This is a genomic window from Micromonospora sp. CPCC 205554 (assembly GCF_036902745.1).
Lineage (GTDB): Bacteria > Actinomycetota > Actinomycetes > Mycobacteriales > Micromonosporaceae > Micromonospora > Micromonospora tulbaghiae.
In genome coordinates, this window is the sequence record NZ_JBAKHP010000005.1 from 113,924 (window position 1) to 137,569 (window position 23,646).

20 protein-coding genes are annotated in these 23,646 nt (G+C 74.9%); 14 read left to right on the plus strand and 6 right to left on the minus strand.

What is annotated here, in order from left to right; translation table 11 throughout:
- Positions 1–12: 12 nt before the first annotated feature.
- Genes V6U82_RS09690 through V6U82_RS09700 form a run of 3 tightly spaced genes read right to left on the minus strand, consistent with a single transcriptional unit; the run spans position 13 to position 3,877 of the window.
- Entirely contained in the window at positions 13–1,248 is a 1,236-nt protein-coding gene (locus V6U82_RS09690) for an MFS transporter (RefSeq protein ID WP_121684151.1), read from the minus strand.
- A gap of 38 nt (positions 1,249–1,286) precedes the next feature.
- Entirely contained in the window at positions 1,287–2,726 is a 1,440-nt protein-coding gene (locus V6U82_RS09695) for a condensation domain-containing protein (RefSeq protein ID WP_334460580.1), read from the minus strand.
- Positions 2,727–2,740: 14 nt separating this feature from the next.
- A complete protein-coding gene (locus tag V6U82_RS09700) occupies positions 2,741–3,877 on the minus strand; it encodes a glycosyltransferase (RefSeq protein ID WP_334460581.1) in 1,137 nt (378 codons plus the stop codon).
- A gap of 126 nt (positions 3,878–4,003) precedes the next feature.
- On the opposite strand from V6U82_RS09700, the gene V6U82_RS09705 reads away from it, so the two are divergent.
- The 13 genes from V6U82_RS09705 (at position 4,004) to V6U82_RS09765 (ending at position 18,973) form a co-directional block, all read left to right on the plus strand.
- On the plus strand, positions 4,004–5,278 hold the full coding sequence (locus tag V6U82_RS09705) for a DegT/DnrJ/EryC1/StrS family aminotransferase (RefSeq protein WP_334460582.1): 1,275 nt from the start codon (positions 4,004–4,006) through the stop codon (positions 5,276–5,278).
- Positions 5,279–5,315: 37 nt separating this feature from the next.
- Positions 5,316–6,536 carry an inositol-3-phosphate synthase gene (locus V6U82_RS09710; RefSeq protein WP_334460583.1) on the plus strand — a complete coding sequence of 407 codons (1,221 nt, stop codon included), beginning with the start codon at positions 5,316–5,318 and terminating at the stop codon, positions 6,534–6,536.
- A gap of 77 nt (positions 6,537–6,613) precedes the next feature.
- A complete protein-coding gene (locus V6U82_RS09715) occupies positions 6,614–7,858 on the plus strand; it encodes an acyl carrier protein (RefSeq protein WP_334460584.1) in 1,245 nt (414 codons plus the stop codon).
- The gene (locus V6U82_RS09720; protein ID WP_334460586.1) at positions 7,855–9,354 is read left to right on the plus strand and encodes a class I adenylate-forming enzyme family protein; all 1,500 of its coding nucleotides are present in this window, start codon (positions 7,855–7,857) and stop codon (positions 9,352–9,354) included. Before V6U82_RS09715 ends, V6U82_RS09720 begins: the two co-directional genes overlap by 4 nt.
- On the plus strand, positions 9,347–10,594 hold the full coding sequence (locus tag V6U82_RS09725; RefSeq protein WP_334460587.1) for a type III PLP-dependent enzyme: 1,248 nt from the start codon (positions 9,347–9,349) through the stop codon (positions 10,592–10,594). The genes V6U82_RS09720 and V6U82_RS09725 overlap by 8 nt, the downstream gene beginning before the upstream one ends.
- A gap of 4 nt (positions 10,595–10,598) precedes the next feature.
- The gene (locus V6U82_RS09730; RefSeq protein ID WP_334460588.1) at positions 10,599–10,853 is read left to right on the plus strand and encodes a phosphopantetheine-binding protein; all 255 of its coding nucleotides are present in this window, start codon (positions 10,599–10,601) and stop codon (positions 10,851–10,853) included.
- Positions 10,850–12,010: an acyl-CoA dehydrogenase family protein gene (locus V6U82_RS09735; protein WP_334460590.1), complete on the plus strand. Its 1,161-nt coding sequence runs from the start codon at positions 10,850–10,852 to the stop codon at positions 12,008–12,010. The genes V6U82_RS09730 and V6U82_RS09735 overlap by 4 nt, the downstream gene beginning before the upstream one ends.
- Positions 12,011–12,077: 67 nt before the next feature.
- On the plus strand, positions 12,078–13,118 hold the full coding sequence (locus tag V6U82_RS09740; protein ID WP_334460591.1) for an acyl-CoA dehydrogenase family protein: 1,041 nt from the start codon (positions 12,078–12,080) through the stop codon (positions 13,116–13,118).
- 67 nt (positions 13,119–13,185) lie between these two features.
- Complete coding sequence (locus tag V6U82_RS09745; protein ID WP_334460592.1) at positions 13,186–14,676, plus strand: amino acid adenylation domain-containing protein; 1,491 nt, start codon at positions 13,186–13,188, stop codon at positions 14,674–14,676.
- On the plus strand, positions 14,676–15,209 hold the full coding sequence (locus V6U82_RS09750; RefSeq protein ID WP_334460593.1) for a flavin reductase family protein: 534 nt from the start codon (positions 14,676–14,678) through the stop codon (positions 15,207–15,209). Before V6U82_RS09745 ends, V6U82_RS09750 begins: the two co-directional genes overlap by 1 nt.
- Complete coding sequence (locus tag V6U82_RS09755) at positions 15,206–16,078, plus strand: inositol monophosphatase family protein (protein ID WP_334460594.1); 873 nt, start codon at positions 15,206–15,208, stop codon at positions 16,076–16,078. Before V6U82_RS09750 ends, V6U82_RS09755 begins: the two co-directional genes overlap by 4 nt.
- Positions 16,062–17,018 (plus strand): Gfo/Idh/MocA family oxidoreductase, encoded by a 957-nt coding sequence (locus V6U82_RS09760; RefSeq protein ID WP_334460595.1) that lies wholly within the window; start codon positions 16,062–16,064, stop codon positions 17,016–17,018. The genes V6U82_RS09755 and V6U82_RS09760 overlap by 17 nt, the downstream gene beginning before the upstream one ends.
- A 101-nt stretch (positions 17,019–17,119) precedes the next feature.
- On the plus strand, positions 17,120–18,973 hold the full coding sequence (locus V6U82_RS09765; RefSeq protein WP_334460597.1) for an AfsR/SARP family transcriptional regulator: 1,854 nt from the start codon (positions 17,120–17,122) through the stop codon (positions 18,971–18,973).
- Between the two features lie 54 nt (positions 18,974–19,027).
- On the opposite strand, the gene V6U82_RS09770 is transcribed toward V6U82_RS09765, so the two are convergent.
- A complete protein-coding gene (locus V6U82_RS09770) occupies positions 19,028–20,065 on the minus strand; it encodes a hypothetical protein (protein ID WP_334460599.1) in 1,038 nt (345 codons plus the stop codon).
- Between the two features lie 399 nt (positions 20,066–20,464).
- Here V6U82_RS09770 and V6U82_RS09775 point away from each other — a divergent pair, with 399 nt between their 5' ends.
- Entirely contained in the window at positions 20,465–21,355 is an 891-nt protein-coding gene (locus tag V6U82_RS09775) for an SGNH/GDSL hydrolase family protein (RefSeq protein WP_334460601.1), read from the plus strand.
- A gap of 40 nt (positions 21,356–21,395) precedes the next feature.
- On the opposite strand, the gene V6U82_RS09780 is transcribed toward V6U82_RS09775, so the two are convergent.
- Both V6U82_RS09780 and V6U82_RS09785 read right to left on the minus strand, forming a co-directional pair.
- Positions 21,396–22,202, minus strand: coding sequence for a cysteine hydrolase family protein (locus V6U82_RS09780; protein WP_128138079.1), 807 nt, complete (start codon positions 22,200–22,202; stop codon positions 21,396–21,398).
- Between the two features lie 73 nt (positions 22,203–22,275).
- On the minus strand, positions 22,276–23,559 hold the full coding sequence (locus V6U82_RS09785; protein ID WP_334460604.1) for a glycoside hydrolase domain-containing protein: 1,284 nt from the start codon (positions 23,557–23,559) through the stop codon (positions 22,276–22,278).
- Positions 23,560–23,646 lie beyond the last annotated feature (87 nt).

The window sequence follows — 23,646 nt, forward strand, 5'->3', positions numbered from 1 at the left end:
CCGCCCCGGCCGTCACGGCCGGGGCGGGACCGGGCTCTCGCCGGGCAGCGCCGTCGCCCGGACCCGCCCGATCAGCGCCACCACGGCGACCGCCATCACGGCCACCACCACGAACGCGCTGCGCAGGTCCAGCGCGCCGGCGAGCAGGCCGATCACCGGCGCCGCGAGCAACGCGCCCGGCCACTGGCCCATCGCCACCACCGAGACGCCCTCACCCGAGGTGAGGCCGGGCTGCTCGCCGGCGAAGCCGAGCACCGTCGGGGTCACGCACGCCAGGCCGAAGCCGAGCAGTCCGAAGCCGGCCATCACCGCGGCCGGATGGGGGTACGCCACCGGCAGCGCCACGCCGGCGGTGGCGACGAGCGCGGACAGCCGGACGAAGCGGATCCGTCCGAACCGGCCGGCCAGCCGGTCGCCGAACAGCCGGGCGACGGTCGCGGCCAGCGACAGGCAGGTGTACGTGGCCGCGGCGAGCACCGCGGCGGCACCGGCCACCTCGGTCGCGTACAGCGCGCTCCACTGTGCGCCGGCCATCTCGATGAACGAGGCGAGGAAGGCGATCACCGCGAGCAGCAGCAGCTGCGGGGTGAACCGGTCGCGCAGCCGTCGCCGTTCCTCGCCGTCCTTCGTCTCCTGCCGGGGCGTGTCCGGCAGCCAGCGGTGCGTGCCGACCAGCAGCGCGCCCAGCAGGACGCTGGTGACCGCCATCTGCGCCGACGGGGACATCCCGATCGCCGCGGCGCCGGTGCCGCAGAGGCCGCCGGCCAACATGCCGATGCTGAAGCCGGCGTGGAAGGTGGACAGGATGGGCCGCCCGTACCGCTTCTGGACCTCGACCGACTGGGCGTTCATCGGCGTGGCCAGCAGGTTCGCCGCGAAGCCCCAGACCGCGAGCCCGCCGACCAGCGCCACCACAGTGGTGGACGCGGCCAGCAGCGGCGCGTTGACCAGGATCAGCGCGGCCCCGGCCAGTGCCAGCCGGCGGGTGTTGATCCGGCTGATCAGCACCGCCACCACGACCAGGGAGACCAGTTCCCCGGCGTTCGTGGCGATGTTGGCCAGGCCCCAGCCGGTGTTGCCGACGCCCACCGCGTCCCGCACCTCCGGCACGCGGGCCGACCACCCGCCGATGGCCAGGCCCATGATGACGAAGAGCAGCGCCACCGACCAGCGGGCCCGTACGGCCGAGCGTGGCACCGGCGGCGCGGGCTGCTCCGTCGTGTGCTGGTTCGTCGAGGTGTCCGTCATGGTCGTCGTACCTCTCTCCGATCGGTCCGTCGGATCTCCTACCCGATCGCGTGGTCGAGGAAGCACGCACCGTCAGGAAGGCGTACCCGCTCCGGGGTGGTGCCCGGGTCGGTGACGAGCGCCGAGACCACCGCGACGTAGTCGTCGATCAGCCCGCGGACCAGGTCGTCGCCGAAGACGCCCCGGTTGCGGATCACCACGCCGCCGGCCCGGTCGTCGTCCACCACGACGATCGGTGAGCCCCGCTTGACCCAGACGGGCAGGCACTCGGGCGGCACGTCGGCGGCGACCACCGGCGGCGGCGTGCCGGGCGCGGCCCGGGCGGTGATGTCGACCGGCTCCACCCGCAGCCCAGGGCAGTGCAGCACCGGCGACGCCGACGCGGCGGACTGGAACCAGGCGTCGAACAGGTGGTTGTCCGGCCAGGGGCGGATCGCCGCGAAGTCGGGACGGACCGCCCGGGCCAGCCGGTGGAACGCGGTGGCGTGCGCGACGGCCCCGGCCAGCGAGGCGTGCGCGGCGTCGACCACCGCGCTCATCGGCGCGTCCGGCGCGACGTCGACCGGCAGGTAGACGTTGTTCGTGAACTGCCCGACGAGCTGCCGGGACAGCGGGCTCTCCCGGCCCAGCGTGGTGGTGCCCAGCACCACCCGGGACCGGCCGGCGCGGCGCGACAGCAGCACCAGGTACGCGGCGAGCAGCAGCACGTACGGGCTGGTGCGGGCCCGCCGGGCGGCCGGGCGCAGCCGCGCGGTGATCTCGGGCGGGAACGCGAAGCGGGTGGCCACCTCGGCGCTGAGCGCGACGTCCGGCGCCGGCGGCGACGCCGGGAAGAGCTGGTACGGCTCCACCGGCCGCAGCCGGTCCCGCCAGTACGCGGCCCGGGCGGCGGCGTCGACGCCGTTGCCGGCCTGCTCGGCCTCCTGGAGCGCGGCGAGCGCGGTGGGGTCCACGCCCAGCGGCGGTTGCGGGTCGGCCGCGCCGAGCCGGGCCGTGTACGCGTGGCACAGGTCCTCCACCACGACGCGGCACGACCAGCCGTCGGACACCATGTGGAAGAAGCAGAGCGCGAGCACGTGCTCGGTCTCGGAGAGCCGGACCAGGGCGGCCCGCCACAGCGGCGCCCGGCCGGGGTCGAACGCGTCGTTGCGGTGCGCGTACGCGATCCGCTCGACGCGGGCCTGCTGCTCGGCCGGCGGCAGTCCGGACAGGTCGACGAACTCCAGCGGCGACTCGACGTGCGGCAGGATCCGCACCTCGGGCTCCACGCCGATGCGGTCGAACCGCATCCGCAACGCGTCGTGCCGGTCCACCACGTCCTGCATCGCCTGCCGCAGCACGTCGACCCGCAGGGTGCCCCGCAACCGGCGGAACTCCACCACCACGAGCCGCGCGGCGCCGGGGTGAGCCGGGTCGAGCGCGGTCATGAACTCCCACATCATCTGCTGGCCGGGGGCCAGCGGAAACGTCGTCGGCACTGCTCCTCCCCCGCTCAGGCCGCCACCGGCGGCGCGGCCACCGGCGGGACCGGTCGGTGTTCGGCCCCGTCCGGCCGGCGGTCCACCTCGTCCGGCTGGTAGTCCGCCTCGTCCGGCGCGCGGAAGCCGGTGAAGAGCAGGTCGGGGCGGCCGAGCCGGAGCGAGGTGACGAACGCGGCGCCGTCGAAGAGCGACTCGACGGCCGCGCAGGCCATCGACTCGGCCACCGCGCGCGGTCCCCGGTCGCCACCGAGCCGGCCGGGTGTCTTCGCGGCGATCACGGCGGCCGCGACGGCCGGCACCGCGAGCAGGCTGCGTCCCCCGCTGCGCCGGGCCGTCAGCAGCCCGGCCAGGGCGGTCACGGCGAGGGTGCTGGCGGTGTTGAGCATGAACCGGCGCCGGTGCGGGTGGGCGAGGCAGAGCCACTGCTCGGAGCGCCCGTACGTGGTGAACCGGTAGGCGACCGCGCGGAAGGTGTCGGCGACGCCGGTGTCGTGGGTGATCACCCCGTCCGGGTCGGTGAGCAGCGCGTAGCCGGCGTCGGTGAGGAGCAGCCCGAGGTGCAGGTCCTCCCCGCCCAGCGGCATCGGGGAGTCCTCCGGGAATCCGCCGACCGCCTCGAAGACGGAGCGTTTCAGGGCCATGTTCGCCCCGGCGCCCCAGGAGACGCGCTCGTAGTGCAGCGGCCGGGTCAGGTCGCCGAGCAGCAGGTAGGAGCGGCGCATCACGCGGAAGAACGCGCTGTCGCCGGGCTCGACGATCACCGGGCCGGTGACGCCGGCGACCTCGTCGCCGGAGGCACGCAGCCGGGCCGCGTACCGGGTGATCAGGTCGGCCGGCACGCGGCAGTCGGAGTCGGTGAACAGCAGCAGGTCGTAGCGGGCGTGCCGGACGCCCAGGTTGCGTTTGGCCCCGACGTGCCGGGGTCCGCGCACGTAGCGGGCGCCGTACTCGGCGCAGGCGGCGCGGTGCGCGGCGGCCGCGGCGGGCGCCGAGTCGTCGACGACCACCACCTCCACCGGCTCCGGGCAGTTCGGGGCGGCGTCGCGCAGGCTGCGGAGCTGGCGGCGCATCTCCGCCACCCGGTCCTTGACCGGGATGACGACGGAGACGCCACGCGCGACGGCGCGAGGTTCGGTCGGTTCGCTCACAGGCGATGCGGATCGGCTCATGCACCGAGGTTCGACCACCGGGATACAACGCCGATACACGGCGCCGGCCGTGCCGGCTATCGCGTGTGTACCGCCGATGTATCGATGGGCATCAAGGTCGAAGGCATGACGACCTCCATCCCCCTCGACCGGCGGCTCGCCGTGGACGGTGGCCGGCCGGTCCGCCCACCGGACCGCCCGTGGCCACGCTGGCCGATCCCCGCGCCGGACGCCGCCGGCAACCTCACCGAGGTGCTGACCGGCGGCCGGTGGGCGATCAGCAGCCCGTCCGTCGGCGACACCGCCCTGTTCGAGCGCCGCTTCGCCGCCGACTTCGCCCGCTACGTCGGCACCCGCCACTGCGTGCCGGTCGACCACGGGTCGAGCGCCCTGGTCGTGGCCCTGGAGTCACTCGGCCTCGGCTACGGCGAGACGGTGCTCGTACCGGCGCTGACCTGGACCGCCTCCGCGACCGCCGCGCTGCGCGCCGGCCTGGTCCCGGTGCTCGTCGACGTCGACCGGGAGACCGGCTGCGTCGGCCCGGACGACCTCGACCTGTCGGTGGACCCGCGTGCCGTGGTCGCCGTGCACTGGGCCTCCAACATGGCCGACGTGCCGGCGCTCGACGCGGTCACGAGGCCGCGCGGCATCTCCGTCGTGGAGGACTGCGCGCAGGCCCACGGCGCCACCTGGCAGGGCCGTCAGGCCGGCTCGCTCGGCCGGCTCGGCTGCTTCAGCTTCCAGCACGGCAAGGTGCTCACCTGTGGTGAGGGCGGGGCCGTGGTCACCGACGACGACACGCTCGCACCGGTGCTCCAGGAACTGCGGGCCGACTCGCGCCGCTACCGCGGCGACCGGACGCCGGCGGGCGAACTGGACCTGGAGGAGAGCGCCGGCGTGCAGGGCGCCAACTTCTGCCTGAACGAGTTCTCCGCGGCCGTGGCCTGTGCGCAACTGACCACCCTGGACGAGCAGCACGGCGTCCGCAACCACAACTACCGGCTGCTCGGCGAGATGCTCACCGGCGTCGACGGCGTCCGGCTGCTGCGACCGGCGGCGGGACAGACCCGCATCTCGATCTACGAGGGCACGATCGTCTTCGACGAGTTGCCGGCCGGCACGGACAACGCCGCCGTGGCCGCCGCGCTCACCGCCGAGCTGGGCCGGCGCTTCTACTGCACCGACGAGCCGCTGCACCGCAGCCGGCTGCTCCAGCCCTGGACGAAGCCGCTGCTCGCGCCGCTGGCCGAGCGCTTCGCGGCGATCCACCGGGAGCGCACGTACCCCAACACCGAATGGCTCGCCGCCCACACCGTCCAGACGCACCACAGCACCTTCCTCGGCACCGACCAGGACATGGAGGACATCGCCGCCGCCGTCGCCAAGGTGTTCGCCCGCTGATCCGCGCCACCGGCGCACCCACAGAAGGAGTCTTCCCGTGACCGTCACCCATCGCGAGACCACGCACGCCCCGACCTCGTCCCCCGACACGGACGCGCCCGTCGGCGTGTGGCTCAACGGCGCCCGCGGTTCGGTCGCCACCACCGCGATCACCGGTCTGCTGGCGCTGCGCGCCGGCATGGCCGACTCGACCGGCTGCGTCACCGACACCGGCATGCTGCGCGACGCGCCGCTGGCGAGCTGGAACGACCTGGTCGTCGGCGGGCACGACATCGTCGACACGCCGCTGGAGAAGAAGGCCGAGTCGCTCGTCGACTCCGGCGTCATCCCGGCACCCGTGCTGGCCGCCGTGCGCGGCAGCCTGCCCGAGGTCGAGCAGAACCTGTGCACCGGATACGACGCGCGTACCGAGACCGCACCGCTGGCCGAGGTGGTCGACCGGCTGGCCGGCGACATCGAGGAGTTCCGCAGCCGCAACGGGCTGTCCCGGGTCGTCGTCATCAACGTGTCCTCGACCGAGCCGCCGGCCGACCACCGGCCCGAGCACGACGACCTGGACGCGCTGACCCGCGCCATGGCCGACCCGGACGACAAGGCGCTGCCGGCCAGCTCGGTGGTCGCGTACGCGGCGTTCCAGGCCGGTTGCGGCTTCGTCGACTTCACCCCGTCCACCGGCGCCCGGCTGCCCGCGCTGGAGATGATGGCGCAGCGGGAGCGCGTGCCGTTCGCCGGCTCCGACGGCAAGACCGGGGAGACGCTGCTGCGTACCGCCTTGGCGCCGATGTTCACCTCCCGCGCCCTGCACGTGCTCTCCTGGGCCGGGGTCAACCTGCTCGGCGGCGGCGACGGCGCCACGCTGGAGGATCCGCGCAACGCCCGCAGCAAGCTCAGCTCGAAGTCGGGTGTGCTGCCCGCGCTGCTCGGTGAGGACGTCACGGCCCCGCTGCACATCGACAACGTGCCGGACCTGGGCGACCACAAGACCGCGTGGGACCACGTCTCGTTCGAGGGGTTCCTCGGCGTCCGGATGTCCATGCAGCTGACCTGGAGCGGGGTGGACTCGACGCTGGCCGCGCCGCTGGTGCTCGACCTGGCCCGGCTGACCGCTGCGGCGCACCGCGCCGGGCACGTCGGCCCGATCGAGGAGCTGGGGTTCTTCTTCAAGGACCCGATCGGCACCGACGAGCACGCGCTGGCCGAGCAGGCGCAGGCGCTCTCCACCTGGGCCAACGGTCTGGACGGCCGCGCCGACAGCTGACCTTCGCACCGGCCGCCGGCGCGGCACACCTCCGCGCCGGCGGCCCCGCCCCACGCATCCGCATCGAGGAGTTCCCCATGTCCCACCACGTCCCGAACGCGCCCGACCGGCCGACCACGGATCCGGTGTGGACACCGATCCTGACCGGTCTGCACGCGACCGCGCTGGACTGTCTCCAGACCAGCTTCGCCCTGCTGGCCGACCACGCGAACGGGTCCGGCAGCCACCTCGCCCTCGGCGCCCGGTACGGGTTCCGCACCCGGGACCAGGACGGCCTGGTCACCGTCGAGGCGACCTCGGACGACCGGGCCACCGAGGCGGTCGACCTGCTCGGCCTGCGGGTCGAGGGCCGGTGGATGCAGCTCGACGGCCCGCAGGTGCGCCGGCTCTGCGCGCCGGGCCAGCCGCTCTACGTCACCGCCGACGCGTACGACCTGCCGTGGTGTCCCTACCACGAGCACGAACACATGCGGCACAGCTTCCTCGTCACGGCCGCCGCGCCGGACGAGGTCACAGTGGTCGACGCGTACCACAACGACACCGCCTGGGGCCCCGCACGGCCCGGCGTGTGGCGGCTGCCCGCCGCCGCGTTCGACACGGCGCTGGCCGGGGGCGCGCACACGCTGGCGGTGACGGCGCACCCGGCCCCGGAGATCGACGTGCCGGCCATGCTCGCCGGCAACGCCGCCGGGGCCCGCCGGGCCCGCCCGGAGATCGACAGCTACCTGGCCCGCACCGGCGCGGCCCTGGACACGGTGGCCGGGCTGCACCGCTTCGTACTCGACGTCTGGCTGCTGGCCCGCGCCCGCGACCTGCACGAACGCTGGCTCGCCGCGGTCGCGCCGGAGGCCGCCGCCGCGCTGGCCGGGCAGGCCGCGCGCTGGCAGCAACTCGCCACTCGCAGCTACGTGGCGCTGCGGCGGGCCCAGGCGGGCCGGCCTGCCGCGCCGGACCTGGCGGACGCGCTCGGCGCGCTGATCGCCGACCACCTGGCCACGCTGGAGTCGATCGCCGGACCGGCCGCCGGAACCGGCGACGACCCCGCACCGGCCGCGCCGGACCGGGCCGGCGACGACGGCGTACGCGCGGCGGTGCTCGGCGCGCTCGGCGACACCCTGGACCTGGACGGTTCGGCCCTGCGCACCAGCGACGTGCTCCGGGAGCTGCCCGGCTTCGACTCGTTCCGGCTGGTCGACGTCATCGACCGGGTCGAACGCCGGCTCGGCGTCGAGGTTCCGGCCACCGCGCTGTCCGCGGCCGACCTGCGCGACGTCGGCTCCCTGTGCGCCATGTTCGGCGCCGCCACCGGAGGTGCCCGATGAGTACCGAACTCCTGCACGACCTGCTGGACCGCACCGCCGACGCGCGCCCCGATGCGCCCGCCGCCGGGGACGGGACGGTCGAGCGCACGTACCGTCAGGTGCGGGCGGACAGCCTGCGCCTCGCCGGGTGGCTGCGCGGGCAGGGCGTCCGGCGCGGCGACCGGGTGCTGGTGGCGCTGCCCACCGACGCGACCCTGCCGGCGCTGCTGTACGCGGTCGCCCGTACCGGCGGTGTCTTCGTCGTCCTGCGGACGCCGGCCCCCGAGGTCGCCCTCGCCCACGTGCTCGACGACGCCGAGCCGGGCCTGGTCCTCACCGACGACCCGGTCCTGGCCGGCCTGTCCCGCGCCCGCGGCGTCCCGGTGCGCGGCGCGGACGAGGCGCGCCGCGCCGCGTCCGCCGCGGCGATCAGCGGCGCGCCCACCGGCCCGGCCCCGCTCGCCGTCGACCCGGTCTGCCTGATCTACACCTCCGGCAGCACCGGCATGCCCAAGGCGGTGGTCTCCACGCACGCCCAGGTCACGTTCGCGGTGCGGGCGATCCAGTCGGAGCTGCGCTACCGGCCCGACGACGTGGTGCACGTCCTGCTGCCGCCCTCGTTCGACTACGGCCTCTACCAGATCTTCCTCAGCACCGTGGCCGGCGCCCGGCTGCGCCTGGGCGACGCCGGGGACACCGGTGGCCGCCTGCTGGCGACCCTTGTCGAGTCCGGCGCCACGGTGCTGCCCTGCGTGCCGTCGCTCGCGATCAACCTGCTGCGGCTGCTCGGCCGGGCGGGCGCGCCGCGCCCGCCGCTGCGCCTGCTCACCAACACCGGCGCGGCCATGCCCCCGGAGGTGCTGGCCGGCCTGCGCCGGCTGCTGCCGGGCCTGACCGTCCAGCTGATGTTCGGCCTCACCGAGTGCAAACGCGCGGCGATCATGCCGCCGGACGCCGACCTGCGCCGGCCCGGCGCCTGCGGGCGGGCGCTGCCCGGCACCGAGATCTTCACGGTGGACGCCGAGGGACGCCGCCAGCCTCCGGGCGTCCGCGGCGAGCTGGTGGTACGCGGCCCGCACGTGATGGCCGGCTACTGGCGGCGACCCGAGCTGACCGCCCAGCGGTTCCGCCGCGCCCACGGACTGTTCCCGCAGCTGCACACCGGCGACCACGGTCACGTGGACGCCGACGGGTACGTCCACTTCGCCGGCCGCCGCGACGACGTCTACAAGGAGAAGGGCACCCGGGTCAGCGCCACCGAGGTGGAGGCCGCCGCGTACCGGGTCGACGGCGTGGACGCGGCCGGGGTGCTGCCGCCGGCCGACGGCCGCGACGGCGCGACGCTGTTCGTGGTGGCCGAGCTGACCCCCGCCGACGTGCTGCGCCGGCTGCGGGAACAGCTGGAGGAGATGAAGGTGCCGGCGCACTGCGTCGTGCTGCCCGACCTGCCATTGACCGGCAACGGCAAGGTGGACCGGCGGGCGCTGGCCCGGCTGGCGGGTGAGCACGATGGCTGACCTGCCCTTCGACACCCCGGCGTACCGCTACGACCTGGCCCGGGTACGCGCCAGCCACGCCACCCTGGTCGCGGCGCTGCCCGCGCCGAGCCGGCTGTTCTACTCGCTCAAGGCCAACCCGCACCCGGCACTGGTGGCGGCGCTGCACACCGCCGGTTGCGACGCGGAGATCTGCTCGCCGGGTGAGCTGGCCGCGGCGCTGCGGGCCGGCGTGCCCGCCGACCGCATGCTCTACACCGGACCCGGCAAGCGCGACGCCGAGGTGGCCGAGGCGGTGCGCGCCGGTGTCCGCTGGTTCTCCGTCGACTCGCCCGAGGGCCTGGACCAGGCCGACCGGATCGCCGCCGCGCACGGCGTGGAACTGCGCTGCCTGCTGCGGGTCAACGACCGGGTGCCCAACCCGGGCCAGGGGCTCACCATGACCGGCGTCGCGTCCCAGTTCGGCGCCGACGCCGACTGGATCGAACGGGAACCGCAGCGGTTCCGCTCCCGCCCGTCGGCCCCGGTACGGGGATTCCACCTCTACACCGGCAGCAACGTCGACTCGGTGGACGCGCTGGTGGCCCAGTTCACCGCCGCGGCGCGTACCGCCCGGCGGCTGCGGGACCTGCTCGGCATCGACCTGACCCTGCTCGACCTGGGCGGCGGCTTCGGCGCGCCGTTCGCCCGGCCCGGTCACAACGCGGACCTGACCGGCCTCGCCGACCGGGCCGCCGCGGCCCTGGACGAGCTCTTCCCCGGCTGGCGCGACGGGGCGCCGACGGTCGCCTTCGAGTCGGGGCGGTTCCTCACCGCCACCGCCGGCACGCTGCTGACGCGCGTGCTGGACGTCAAGCGGTCGCAGGGCACGCCGGTGGTGGTGCTGGAGTCCGGCATCAACCACCTCGGCGGGATGTCCGGCCTGCGCCGGCTGCCGCCGCTCGTACCCGCCCTGCACGCCGCCGACGGCCGCGACGGCGCGCCGCTGGAGGCCGCGATCGTCGCCGGGCCGCTGTGCACGCCGCTGGACACCTGGGCCCGCGCCGCGAACCTGCCCGACGTACGGCCGGGCGACGTGCTGGCCGTGCCGAACGTCGGGGCGTACGGGCTCTCGGCGAGCCTGCTGGCCTTCCTCGGCCACCCGGCGCCGGTCGAGGTCGTCTGCGACGGCGACCGCGTCGTCGAGACGTCCCGGCTGACCCTGACGCGGCATCCGGTCGACGCGCCGGGTGCCCCTGCCGAACCCCGACAAGAAAGGTGACGTCATGAACGCCGAATTCACCGAGTTGCTCCGCCCGTTCCTCAAGTTCGCCGGCCCGGAGGAGATCACCGAGGAGTCCCGCCTGCGCGACCTCGGCCTGGACTCCATGCGCGAGATCGAGCTGCTGTTCGCCATCGAGGACACGTTCGGGGTCGCCGTGCCCGACGACAAGCTGGTCGACTCGACCTTCGCCACCGCCGGTGGACTGTGGGGCGTGGTCGAGAAACTGCGCACTCCGGTCGGCGGTGGTTCCCGATGACCGCGCCCGCCGGGTACGCCCCGGCCGTCGAGACCGTCGCCGACGTGGCGGCGGAGCACGCCCGGGAGGCCGACGAGAACGCCGTCTTCCCGACCGAGGCGCTGGCCGCCATGCGCCGTACCGGGCTGCTGGGGCTGCTGGTCCCCGAAGCCGAGGGCGGCGCCGGCGGTACGCTGCCGGACCTGGTCGACGTCACGCTGGCGCTGGGCCGGGTGGACATGTCGGTGGCGATGGTCTTCGCCATGCACTGCCAGCAGGTCGCCGCGATCACCGCGTACGGCGGGGAGAAGCTGCGCGCCGAGGTGCTGCCGGCGGTGGCCCGGGGCGAGCGGTATCTCGGCTCGGTCACCACCGAGGCCGGCAAGGGTGGGCACCTGATGACCGCCGAGTCGGCGCTGGAGCACGACGGCGAGATGCTGCGCGTCGACCGGCAGGCGCCGATCGTCACCGGCGGCCCGTACGCCGACGCCTTCCTGATCACCACCCGCGCACCGGGGGCCGGCTCGGCCGCCCAGGTGGACCTGGTCTACGCCGACCGGGACCAGGTGGAGATCGAGGTGACCGGCGGGTGGCGGCCGCTGGGCATGCGGGCCACGCACAGCGTGCCGATGCGGCTGCGCGGCGCGGTGCCGCAGTGGCAGGTGGTCGGCGAGCACGGCGGGTTCCGGGAGATCGCCACCACCGTCTTCGCGCCGCTGGCGCACGTGGGCTGGGCGGCGGCCTGGATCGGGGCGGCGGCCGGCGCGTACGGCCGGGTGCTGCGGCACGCCCGCAGCGAGGCGGGACGGCGGCAGTTCGCCCCCTCCTCCGAGCTGGTGCTGCTGCGGCTGGCCGGCGTCCGGGCCCGGCTGGACGCGGCGCACGCGCTGCTGCGGCACACCGTCTCGGTGGTGACCGACGCGCCGGACATGTCGGCGGCGCCGGTGCAACTGCTGCTCAACACGCTGAAGATCCGCGCGGCCGAGGAGTCCTTCGCCGCCGCGCACGAACTGGTCGAGCTGGCGGGCCTGCGCCACGGCTACCTGACCGACTCGCCGCTGACGCTGGAGCGCACGTTCCGGGATCTGCGCTCGGCCTCGCTGAACTACGCCAACGACCGGCTGCGCCTGGCCAACGGGGCGCTGTCGCTGCGCGACCCGGGGGTGCGTCTTGCCTGAGCCGACGACGCCGACGACGCCGCCGCCCGGGGACCAGGCCGCGTCCGTACGGGCTGCCCTGTCCGGAGTGGACCTCAGCGACCCCGGCGCCGTGTGGCGCGCGCTGGGCGCCGCCGGGATCGTCGAGGCGCTCTACCCGGACGGCGTGCAGCCGGACCCCCGGCGGCTGTCGGTGCTGCTCACCGAACTGGACGCCCGGTGCCCGCTCGGCGTGACGCTGTCGGTCTGCGTCCAGGTCGCCACCGTACTGCCGCTGCTGGCCGGCGCGACCGGGCCGGCGGAGAGCGCGCGGCGCGGGATGCTGCGCGGCGAGACGGTGGTGGCGCTGGCCGTCACCGACGCCGCCGGGTCGGGCTCTGACCTGCTCGACGCCGCGACCCGGGTGAAGCTGGGCGACGACGGCGCCGTCCTGGACGGTGGCAAGGACTGGATCACCAACGCGACGAGCTGCGACGCGGCGCTGGTGCTGGCCCGGCACCGCGAGGCGCGGCACTTCACCAGCTTCTGCTGGCTGCTGGTGCCGGCCGGCGCGCCGGGCGTGACGGTGGGGTCCGCCGGCCGGGCGTTCGCCGGGTCCGGCGTGGGCCACCTGCGCTTCGCCGGCGTGGCGCTCGGCCCGAACGCCGTGCTGGGCCGCCCCGGCCGGGCGCTGGCCGGGTTCGCCCGGCAGGTCGGCGTCGAACGGGTCGCCGGGGCGCTGTGGGCGCGGGCGATGTGCCACCGGATGCTGGCCGGCCTGCGCGACTGGCTGCGGCGGCGGCCGGCCGGGGCGGGCACCCTCTGGGACCGCCCGGCGGTCCGCGAGCGGTACGCCCGGTGCCTGGTCGCCACGCACCAGCTCGACGCGCTGTGCGCGCCGCTGCTGGACGCACCGGCCGCCGTCCCGTCCGCGGTCACCGGGATGCTGCTCAAGGTCAGCGCCGCCGAGACCGTGGACCGGGTCGCCGCCGAGGCGGTGCGCCTGCGTGGCGCGGACGCGTTCCGCGACGGCGGGGAGGCGCAGCTGCGCACCGAGGCGGCCATGTTCGGCATCGCCGGCGGCGCCACCGGCGCGATGCTCGCCGGCATCGCCGACCACGCCGACGAACTGGCGGGCGCGGCGACCTGAGCGCGGCGTGCCGCGCCGGTGGCGCCGGAAGACCGATCGACGACAGCACAGTGAAGGGAGCAACGCCGTGAGTCTCTACTCCTGGTTCGAGCGGACCGTGGCACGCGTGCCCGAAGCGGTCGCGCTGGAGGTCGGCGGGGAGCCGGTGACCTACCGCCGGCTGCGCGACCTCGCCGACGGCCTCGCCGGGCGGATCCACGCCGAGGTGGGCCGGCGTCCCCGCGCGGTCGGCCTGCTGGCCGCCCGCAGCCTGCCCGCGTACGCCGGTTATCTGGCCGCGCTGCGCGCCGGAGCGGTGGTGGTGCCGCTCAACCCGGCCTTCCCGCCGGCCCGCACCGCCCGGGCGTGCCGCGACGCGGGCGTGGACGCGCTGGTGGTCGACGACACGGGCGCCGCGACGGCGGCGCAGGTCGCGGGCGGCGCCGTGACGGTACGCCTCGACGGCGCGCCGGACGTCCCGCCGCCGGCCGCCCCGGTGACGGCGGACGACGTGGCGTACCTGCTGTTCACGTCCGGCTCGACCGGGCGGCCCAAGGGCGTGCCGATCCGCCACCGCAACGTGGACGCGTTCCTCGCGTACTGCCGGGACCGCTACCCGGTCGGCCCGGGTGACCGCCTGTCGCAGACCTTCGACCTGACCTTCGACCCGTCCGTGTTCGACATGTTCGTCGCCTGGGGTGGCGGCGCCACGCTCGTGGTGCCGCAGCCGGACGAGGTGCTGACGCCGGTGCGGTTCGTCAACGAGCGGCGGATCACGCACTGGTTCTCGGTGCCCTCGGTGGTGTCGCTGGCCCGCCGGATGCGGATGCTCTCCCCCGGCGCCATGCCCGGTCTGCGGCACAGCCTCTTCGCCGGTGAGGCGCTGACGCTGGAGCAGGCGCGGGCGTGGGCGGCGGCGGCGCCGGGCAGCGTGGTGGAGAACCTCTACGGTCCCACCGAGCTGACCGTGACCTGCACCGGTCACCGGCTGCCCGCGGATCCGGCGGCCTGGCCGGTGACCTCGAACGGCACCGTGCCGATCGGCGACGCGCACCCCGGGCTCGACGCGATCCTGCGCGCGGAGGACGGCACGGTCGGCGGTGACGACGGCGAGCTGTGCGTGCACGGGCCGCAGCGGTTCGACGGGTACCTCGACCCGGCCGACGACGAGGGCCGGTTCGTCACGGACGCCGGTCGCCGGTACTACCGCACCGGCGACCGGGTCCGCCGCGAGCACGGCACGCTCGTGCACCACGGGCGCCTGGACGACCAGGTGAAGGTGCGCGGTTACCGGATCGAGCTGGGCGAGATCGAGATGGTCCTGCGCGGCCACCCGGGGGTGCAGGACGCGGTGGTGCTGGCGTTCGGCGCGGGCGACGACGTCTCCCTGCGGGCGGTCTACACGGGCGCCGACGGGATCACCGGCGAGCTGACCCGCCGGTGCGCGGAACGCCTGCCCGGCTACATGGTGCCGGCCCGCATCCACCACGTGGCCGCCCTGCCCACGAACGCCAACGGCAAGACCGACCGGCGCCGGACCGCCGACCTGGTCGGCAGCGCGACGAGAGGAGCACGGTGATGACCAGCACAGGGAACGGACAGGACCAGGAACGGGCGTTCCGTTCGGTGGCCGGGCGCTTCGCCACCGGAGTGGCCGTGGCGACAGCCGTCGGACCCGACGGCCCGGTGGGGATGACTGTCAACTCCTTCACCACCGTGTCGCTGTCACCACGGATGCTGCTGGTCTGCCTCCGGCGGGACTGCCGGCTGCTCGGCGCGGTGCGGCGTACCGGCCGGTTCGCGGTGACGGTGCTCGGCGACGACCAGCGCGAGGAGGCGGCTTGGTTCGCCAGCCGGGGCCGGCCGATGGGTGCCGACGGCTTCGCGGGTGTGGCCTACGACCACGAGCGGGCGACCGGCTGCCCGCGCCTGACCGACGGGGTGGCGTACTTCGGCTGCGAGGCGGTCTCCGCCGACCCGGCCGGCGACCACGCGGTGCTGATGGGCGCGGTCCGCTCCGCGGGCCTGCTCCGGCCGACCCCGCCACTGCTGTTCGTGGACGGCGGCTACGCGCGGGTCGCCGCGCCGCGGGAAGCGCAGGTGGCGCGATGAGCATCGGCGCCGCTCCCGGCGACCTGCGCCACCTGAGCCTGCGCGCGGCGCGGGCCGGTGCGGACGCGATCCGCGAGGCGCGGGGCCGGGGGTTGCAGACCGAACACAAGGGTGGGGCGGCACAGGATCCGGTGACCAGCGCCGACCACGCCAGCGAGCGGGCCATCCTCGGCCTGCTCGCCCGCGACCGGCCGCAGGACGCCGTGCTGGCCGAGGAGTCCGGGGCCAGCGCCGGCTGCTCCGGCCTGCGCTGGATCGTCGACCCGCTCGACGGCACGCTGAACTTCAGCCACGGCGCGAGCCGCTACGCGGTCAGCATCGCGGTGGCGACCGGCTGCGACGTGGGCGACGGGCAGGTGGTCGCGGCCACCGTCCTGCAACCGGCCACCGGCGCCTGCCTGGTGCTCGACGACGGCGGCGCGCTCGACGGCGACGCCCCGGTCGCGGTCAACCGCGAGGCCGAGCCGGGGCACGCGCTGGTGGCGTTCGCGGTACCGAACGCGCCCGGGCCGCGACGGCGGGCGTACCAGGCGCTCGTCGGCGTCGCGCCGCGCGTCGCCGACCTGCGCAACACCGGCTCCACCGTCTGCGACCTGGCAGCGGTGGCCCGCGGGGAACTGGACGCGTTCGTCAGCTTCGACCCCGCGCCGTGGGACATCGCGGCCGGCGCCGCGCTGGTCGAGGCCGCCGGCGGCGTGAGCCGGCGGTGGCGCCACGACGGGTTCGAGGTGTTCGGCACCGGCGCACCGGCCGTGGTGGCCGCGCTGGCCGGCTGGCTGGGCGGCGACGGTACGGACGGCCGCGACGGCATCGACGGGACGGACGGCACCGACGAGGAGAGGGGAAGCGACGATGACGGGCAGCGATGAGTTCCGGCTGGCGCTGGTGGGAGCGGGCCGGATGGGCCGGCACCACCTGCGGGCCCTGGCCGGCCACCCGGCGGTCCGGATCCGGTACGTGGTGGACCCGGTTCCGGCGGCACGGGAGGCGGTCGCCGCGGCCGGGCTGCCGGCGTACCCGAGCGTGGAGGACCTGCTCGCGGACGCCGTGCCGGACGGTCTCTTGGTGACCGCGCCCACCGGGCGGCACGGCGCGCTGGTCGCGGCCGCCGCCAAGGCCGGACTGCCGGTGCTGTGCGAGAAGCCGGCCGGGCTCGGCCCGGCCGAGGCGGCCCAGGCGGGGCGGGTGGCCGCCGCGGCCGGGATCCCGTTCCAGGTCGCCTACTGGCGCCGGTTCGTCCCGCAGCTGCACCGGCTGCGCGAGCGGATCGCCGGCGGCGAACTGGGTGAGGTGCTGTTCGTGGCCGCGGCGCAGTGGGACGGCGAGCCGCCGGCGGCGGCGTTCCGCACCGGCAGCGGCGGGATCTTCGTGGACATGGGCGTGCACGAGTTCGACCAGATCCGGTGGCTGACCGGGCAGGAGGTCGACCGGGTCGCGGTGCAGCCGGCCGGGCCGGTCACCGACCCGGCGGTACGCGGCCGGGACGTGGACAGCGCCCAGGCGTTGCTCGGCCTGTCCGGCGGCGGCACCGCGCTGGTCTCGCTCGGCCGGCACCACCGGGGCGGCGACATGGCGACGGTGGAGGTCTTCGGCACCCGGGACCACGAGCGGCTCACCTTCCTCGACCCGGCCGACGGCGACGCCACCATGTACGCGGCCCTGGCCCGTCAGGCGGAGGACTTCGCCGGGCTGGTCCGGGAGGGCCGGTCGGCGGGCGCCGGGGTGGCGGACGCGGTGGCGGTGCTCGACGCGGCGCGGCGGGCGACGGCGCAACTCACCCGGGGTCACGAAGTACACACCGATCGGTGACTACTTGCACCATCTGGGAGCGAGGTATTCCCCAGCCGCAGGTGGGAAATCCAGCCGTACACCACACTGTGGACGGTACTGCGGAGCGGGGGAATACATCGATGTGGTTCAGTGTTCTCGGCCCGTTGACCATTCACGTGGACGACCGCCCGGTCGCGCTCACCGGCACCAAGCCCCGCCTCCTGCTCGCCGTGCTGCTGCTGAGCCCGGGACGCACTGTCGCCACCTCCCGGCTGGTCGACGGCCTGTGGCCGGACTCGCCGCCCGCGTCGGCGGTACGCAACCTGCGCACGTACGTGCACCGGCTGCGGCAGGCGCTGGACCGCGGCGGCGACTCGGCCGACCGGCTGGTTCACGACGGCACCGGCTACCACCTGCGGGTCGACGAGGACGAACTGGACCTGCTGCGGTTCCGGCGTCTCGCCGACGAGGCCCGCCGGGCGGCGCGGGGGGACCGGCCGGAGGCCGCCGCCGACCTGTTCGACCGGGCGGTCGAGCTGTGGGGCGGGCATCCGCTGGAGGACCTGGCGGACCCGGGCACCGAGCTGGGCGCGACGGTCACCGCCTTGCGGGAGCAGCACCGGGAGATGAGGACCGAGCTGATCGACCTGCGCCTGCGGCTGGGCCAGCCGGCCCGGGTCATCCCGTCGCTGCGCCGGATGGTGGCCGAGGAGCCGCTCGACGAACGCCGGCAGGCGCAGCTGGTGACGGCGCTGACGCAGGAGGGACGCGTGGCCGAGGCGCTGGCCGTCTACCAGCAGGCCCGGCGCGGAATCGTCGACGAGCTGGGCGTCGACCCCGGCCCCACGCTCCAGGGCGCCCTGCAGACCGCGTTGGACGCGGACTCCGCCGAGGTCCGTCCACCGTCCGGCCGGCCCGCGGTTCCCGGCGCCGGGGCCGCGCCGCCGCCCGGCCCGCCGCCGAGCCCGCAGGCCCTGCCGATGAAGCCGCCGTCCCTGGTCGGCCGGGACACCACTGCGGGCCAGCTGCGCGCCATCGCCGAGGGGATCGCCGACCCGGCCGACGCCGACGAGCACGCCGGGGTCGTGCTCGTCTCCGGCGCGCCGGGCGTCGGCAAGTCCTCGTTCTCCGTGACCAGCGGGTACGACCTGGCCGACCTCTTTCCCGACGGTCAGCTCTTCGTCAGCTTCGACAGCGGCGACGAGCCGCCACGCGGCAGCGGGGAGCTGATCCGGGAGCTGCTGGTCGAGCTGGGCGTGCCGCTGACCGACGTGTCCGAGGACATCCGGGAACGCTCCGCCGTGCTGCGGTGCGCGCTCGCCGGCCGGCGGCTGCTGCTCATCATCGACGACGTCAACTGCGCGCAGCAGGTGCGCCCGTTGCTGCCCGGGGCGGGTCGCAGCCTGGTGCTGATCAACAGCCGGCAGCGCCTGCTGGACCTGGACGTGGGCTGGCGGTTGACGCTCGGCGCGCTCGACCGGGCCGACGCGGTGGAGCTGCTGGCCACGATCGCGGGCGAGCGGCGGGTACGGGAGCAGCCGGAGGTGTTCGGCCGGATCGCGGCGGCCTGCGACCAGTTGCCGCTGGCCCTGCGGATCGTCGGCAGCCGGCTCGTCACCCAGCCCGACGTCGCCCTGCCCGGCTTCGCCGCGCATCTGGAGGACGAGGAGAACCGGCTGTCGGAGCTGTCCGTCGGGGACATCTCCGTACGCGACAGCCTCTCGGTCAGCTACCAGGCGCTGGACGTGGACGCCCGCCGGGCACTGCTGGCGCTGGCCCGTGCAGACTCGTTCATCACCCCGTCGAGCGCGGTGGAGATCCTGCGCCTGCCCCGGCAGCAGGCCAACCGGATGGTGGAGCACCTGATCCAGCACAACCTGCTGGTCCCGGTCGACTCCGGCGCCCCGGGCGAGCGTTTCCACCTGCCGGAACTGCTGCGGATCTTCGCCCGCGAGTGCGTGGACGCGCACGGTCGGCCGCTGCCCGCGACCTGAGCGCGGATCGCGGTGTGCGGGCCGGCCGGCCCGCACACCGCGATCCGGGTGGAGCTACTTGAGGAACCGATCCAGCGCGGCCTCGATGGTGCCGCTGTCCGGCGACGCGTACGACTTCATCGTCACCTTGTTGTAGGAGATGAAGCTCGGGCACCGGGCGGCGGGCGCGGTCACCGTGCCGCCGTCGCCGACCTTCTCGCCGGTCTTGGCGGCGTGGAAGGTCAGGGTGTACCGCGAGGAGATGTAGTCGACCGTGACGACCTTGTCCTCGCTGTTCTTGTACTGGCACTTCTTCGGCGTGCCCTCGCTGCCCTCGACCATCTTGAGGCAGCCGATGACGGACACCGTGGCGAAGTCGGCCGACTTCGCGTAGTACGGCTTGGCCGAGCTGATCGTCTTCTGCGACCAGAACGACGGCCGGTCCGGGGAGTTGGAGAAGACGTACGCCTTCGAGCCCGCCGGCGCGGTGTACGGCGCGGCGTTGAGGATCGCGCCGCCGTCGCAGACCGCCGACATCTCGCTGGCGTACCGCGCGGTGATCGAGTCGTTGTTGGTGGGCCCGTCCGGCCCGCTCGACTCCGGCCCGCCCGCGCTGGGGGTCGCGGACGGACTGTTGTCCGGCCCGGGGGTGGCGCTGCCCGACGCCACCGGCTTCGGGTCCTCCTCGTCGCCGTTGAAGGCGACGTAGGCGAGGCCACCGCCGCAGCACAGCAGCGTCAGCGTGACCGCGCCCGCGGCGAGGCCGACGATGAGGCCCTTGCTCTTGCCGCCGCTCGGGGGCGGGGTGGGCGCGTACGGCGCCGGCTGCGCGGGGTAGCCCGGCTGGCCGGGGAACGGCGCCGCGGGCTGCGCACCGTAGGGCGCGCCCGACCCGGGCTGAGCGCCGTAGGGCGCACCCGACGCGGGCTGGGCGCCATAGGGCGCGCCCGACCCGGGCTGGGCGCCGTAGGGGGCGCCCGAAGCCGGCTGCGATCCGTAGGGCGCACCGGAGGCCGGCTGCGCGCCGTACGGGGCGTTCGGGTCGGGCTGGTTGCCCCACGCTCCGGCGTTCGGGTCCGGATAGCCTCCGTAGGGAGGGTGATTGTCACTCATCTGAGGTTCTTCCACCTGTCGTCCGTGGTTCCGGCGATCAACCACCCCGCAGCGTAATGACGCCTGCAAATTCACGATCGCCGACACTCGATACGTTCTTCACCAGCCGTGCCGGGGTCACTCCGGTGCGTACGTGCCCCGATCCGGCATCCGGCCGCCCAGCAGGCGTGACGGGCCGGGGACCGTTGTGGCGCAACGGATCGACCGTTCGGCGACCGGCCTGTACCCGACATCGGCGACGCCGAAAAGTGTGACGTACGCGACACCCGTGGCCGTGTGAGCGGACGGCGGCGGACCACATCCTGGACCGTCGTTTAGTGAGGGTCGTCGATATTGACGCATGTCACAGGCGCGGACAGAATCCCAGCACCACCACCAGGACCCCTCCGGGAGGGCCCCATGAACCGTCCCCGCCTGCCGCTCCTGCGGACCGCCGGCCGGATGACCGCGCTCGTCGCGGCCGCCGCCGGCGTGCTGCTCGCCGCCGCCGCACCCGCCGTCGCCGCCGCGCCCGCCGGGCGCTACGTCGCGCTCGGCGACTCCTACACCTCCGCCCCGCTCGTCCCCACCCAGGTCGACCTGAACTGCCTGCGCTCCAACCGCAACTACCCGTCCCTGGTCGCGGCGTCCGCCGGGTCGGCGTCGTTCGCCGACGTGAGCTGCTCCGGCGCCACCACCGAGGACATCCTGTACGGCGGCGACGGCGCGCTGGGCATCGCGCTGCCGCCGCAGGTCAACGCCGTCACCTCGGCCACCGCGCTGGTGACCGTCCAGATCGGCGGAAACGACATCGGCTTCTCCGGCATCATCAGCGACTGCGCCGAGGCGAGCGTGAGCAGCCCGCTCGGCTCACCCTGCAAGGACCGGTTCACCGCCGGCGGCACCGACCAGTTGCGGGCCCGGATCGCCGCCACCGCGCCGAAGGTGACGGCGGTGCTGCGGGCGGTCCGCCAGGCCGCGCCGAACGCGCGCGTGGTGGTGCTCGGGTACCCGGCGATCCTGCCCGACAGCGGATACGGCTGCTGGCCGGTGGTACCGATCGCCTACCAGGACGTGCCGTACCTGCGCGGCGTCCAGAAGGCGCTCAACACGATGCTCGCCGACACCGCGGCGGCGGGCGGCGCGAGCTACGCCGACGTCTACACGCCGTCGATCGGCCGGGACGCGTGCAAGAGCAGCGGCACCCGCTGGGTGGAGGGGCTGGTGCCGCAGAACGCCGCCGCGCCGTTCCACCCCAACGCCCGGGGTGAGCAGGGCATGGCCACCGCCCTGCTGGCGCACCTGAACTGAGCCGGCCGGGGTGAGCCGGTCCCGCCGCCGCGGGACCGGCTCACCGCCGATAGGGCCGCGGGTCGGCGAACCGGTCGGTGGTCGTGACGAACCCCCAGCACTGCTTGGTGTTGAACACGACCGCGTCCTTGCAGTACGCCGGGCTGGACGTGGCGGTGGCGTCGGCGACCAGGACCGGGTTGTAGTCGCGGAAGTAGGCGCTCTCGATCGTGGTGCTGACGCACTGGTCCGCGTTGACGCCGCAGACGAACAGCGTGTGGATGCCCTGGGTGCGTAGCACCTGGTCGAGATGCGTGCCGTAGAACCCGCTCATCCGCACCTTCTCGATCATGACGTCGTCGTCGCGGATCAGCGGCTTCAGCTCGTCGACCATCTCCGCGCCCCACTCCCCGGCGGTGAGCACCCGCCCGCGGTCCAACGGCTGGCCGATGCCGCACTGGTCGGGCGTGTGCTTGAACGAGTGCAGCGTCGGTGCGCCCAGGTTGCGCAGGTCGGGACGGTTGTGCCAGTACACCCAGATGACGAACATGTCGTGACGGCGGGCGGCCTCGACCGCGCGTACCACCCCCGGAATGGCCTCCCGGCATGCCTGGTAGTCCAGCCCTGAGCGGTGGGTCCAGCCGCCCTCGGCGCAGAAGTCGTTCTGCATGTCCACCACCGCCAGCGCGCCCCGTCGCGGGTTGTCGGCGAACGGCATCAGCTCCGCGTCGAAGCGGAGCAGATCCTCCGGCGGGTCGTCCGGGGCGAGCAGGACGTGATCCGGATAGAGGTGCCACCTGTCGGTGCTGGCGGCGAGCTGCACGCCGCCGTCGCCCGTGTCCCCGTAGATCGCCCGTCGCCCCGCCATACCGTCCGTTCTAGCCGCCCGGCGGACCGGCCGGGCGGCGACGGCGGGCAGTGCATCCGTACGGGTGCGGGGATCAGACCCGGGTGATGCGGACCGCGTCGGCGACCACGTAGCCCGCACCGGCGCTCCAGCGGCTCACCCCGACCTTGTCCCCGGTGCCCGCGGCGAGCGTGAACACGCCGAGCGAGACCCAGCGTCCGCCGCCGGTGCGCTGGTCGACAGCCACCGTCCGGTTGCCGGTCGTGGTGGCCACCAGGTACGGCGTGCGGTCGTTGTATCCGGGGTCGGCCGGGTACCACACGGAGACCTCGTAGGCGCCGGTCGTGGGCAGGGTGGTCCGGAACCAGGCCACGTCGCTGGCCGCCACCGGCGCGGCGAAGCGGTAGTCGGCGCCGTGGCGCTGCCCGGAGTACGCGGAGGTGCCCCAGGCCGCGCCGGCGGTGAACCCGCCCGCCGTGGCGTTGTCGACTGTGACGCTCCACGACGCGGGCGGCGTACCGGCCCGTACGTCGAGGTAGTTGCGGTCGATCTTCATGGTCACGCCGCCCCACGTCTCGGTGACGTCGCCGGCGTACTGGTGCAGGCGCTGCTGGTCGGCGTAGCGGTCGTCGGCGCAGTACGTGCCCCCGTCGGTGTCCGCGACGCCGTTCCACCAGGCGATCCAGATCTGGTCCAGGCGCAGGTACCGGGTGTCGTGGTAGGCGTCGCAGACGTCCTTGATGCCGGACGAGCCGCTGGAGTACATGCCGGCGAGGTAGCCGCGCGCGTGCAGGCGCTCGACCCAGCCGGAGAGGAAGGAGAGAACCGCGGCCCGGCAGGCGGTGGTCGTCGGGTACTGCTCGATGTCGTTGTAGAGCGTGCTGCCGGCACCGATGCCGAGCGCCTGGGCCGCCCCGGCCGCGCTGTCCGCCGCGGTCCTCCCCTGCCCGCGGGCGGTGGCCGGGTCGGCGGACATCTTCGGCGTACGGGTGCCGCACGGCGCCTGGTAGCCCAGCTCGATGGGGATGAGCCGCCAGCCCTTGCGGGTCTGGTCGGCGACCCAGGTCGCGGTGAGATTGGGCTGGGCGCACGTCCGGCTGCCGCCGCTGATGTAGACGCCGACCGCGCGGTACGGCGAGGCGGTCAGCCAGGCGTCCATCGCGGCCTGCGACGGCGCTGTGCAGGTGTCGAAGCCCTTGCCGGTGAAGGTGCCGGGCTGCGGGCCGACCGCGGCCAGAGCGGGCTGCGGCTCGGCGACAGCCGGTGTCTCGGCGGCGGCCGGTGTCCCGGCCCGGGCCGGAACGGCCGACGCCGTCGCCGGGACGGCCGCGGACGCGACCACGGCGAGCAGCGTCAGGGCCGTGGTGATCGCTCTCATCGGCGCCCCTCCTGTGCAGGATTCCTCGCCCGACGGCGAGACTTGGGCAGGATTTCTACCACGCATCGACGGATGACGACAGGTGGC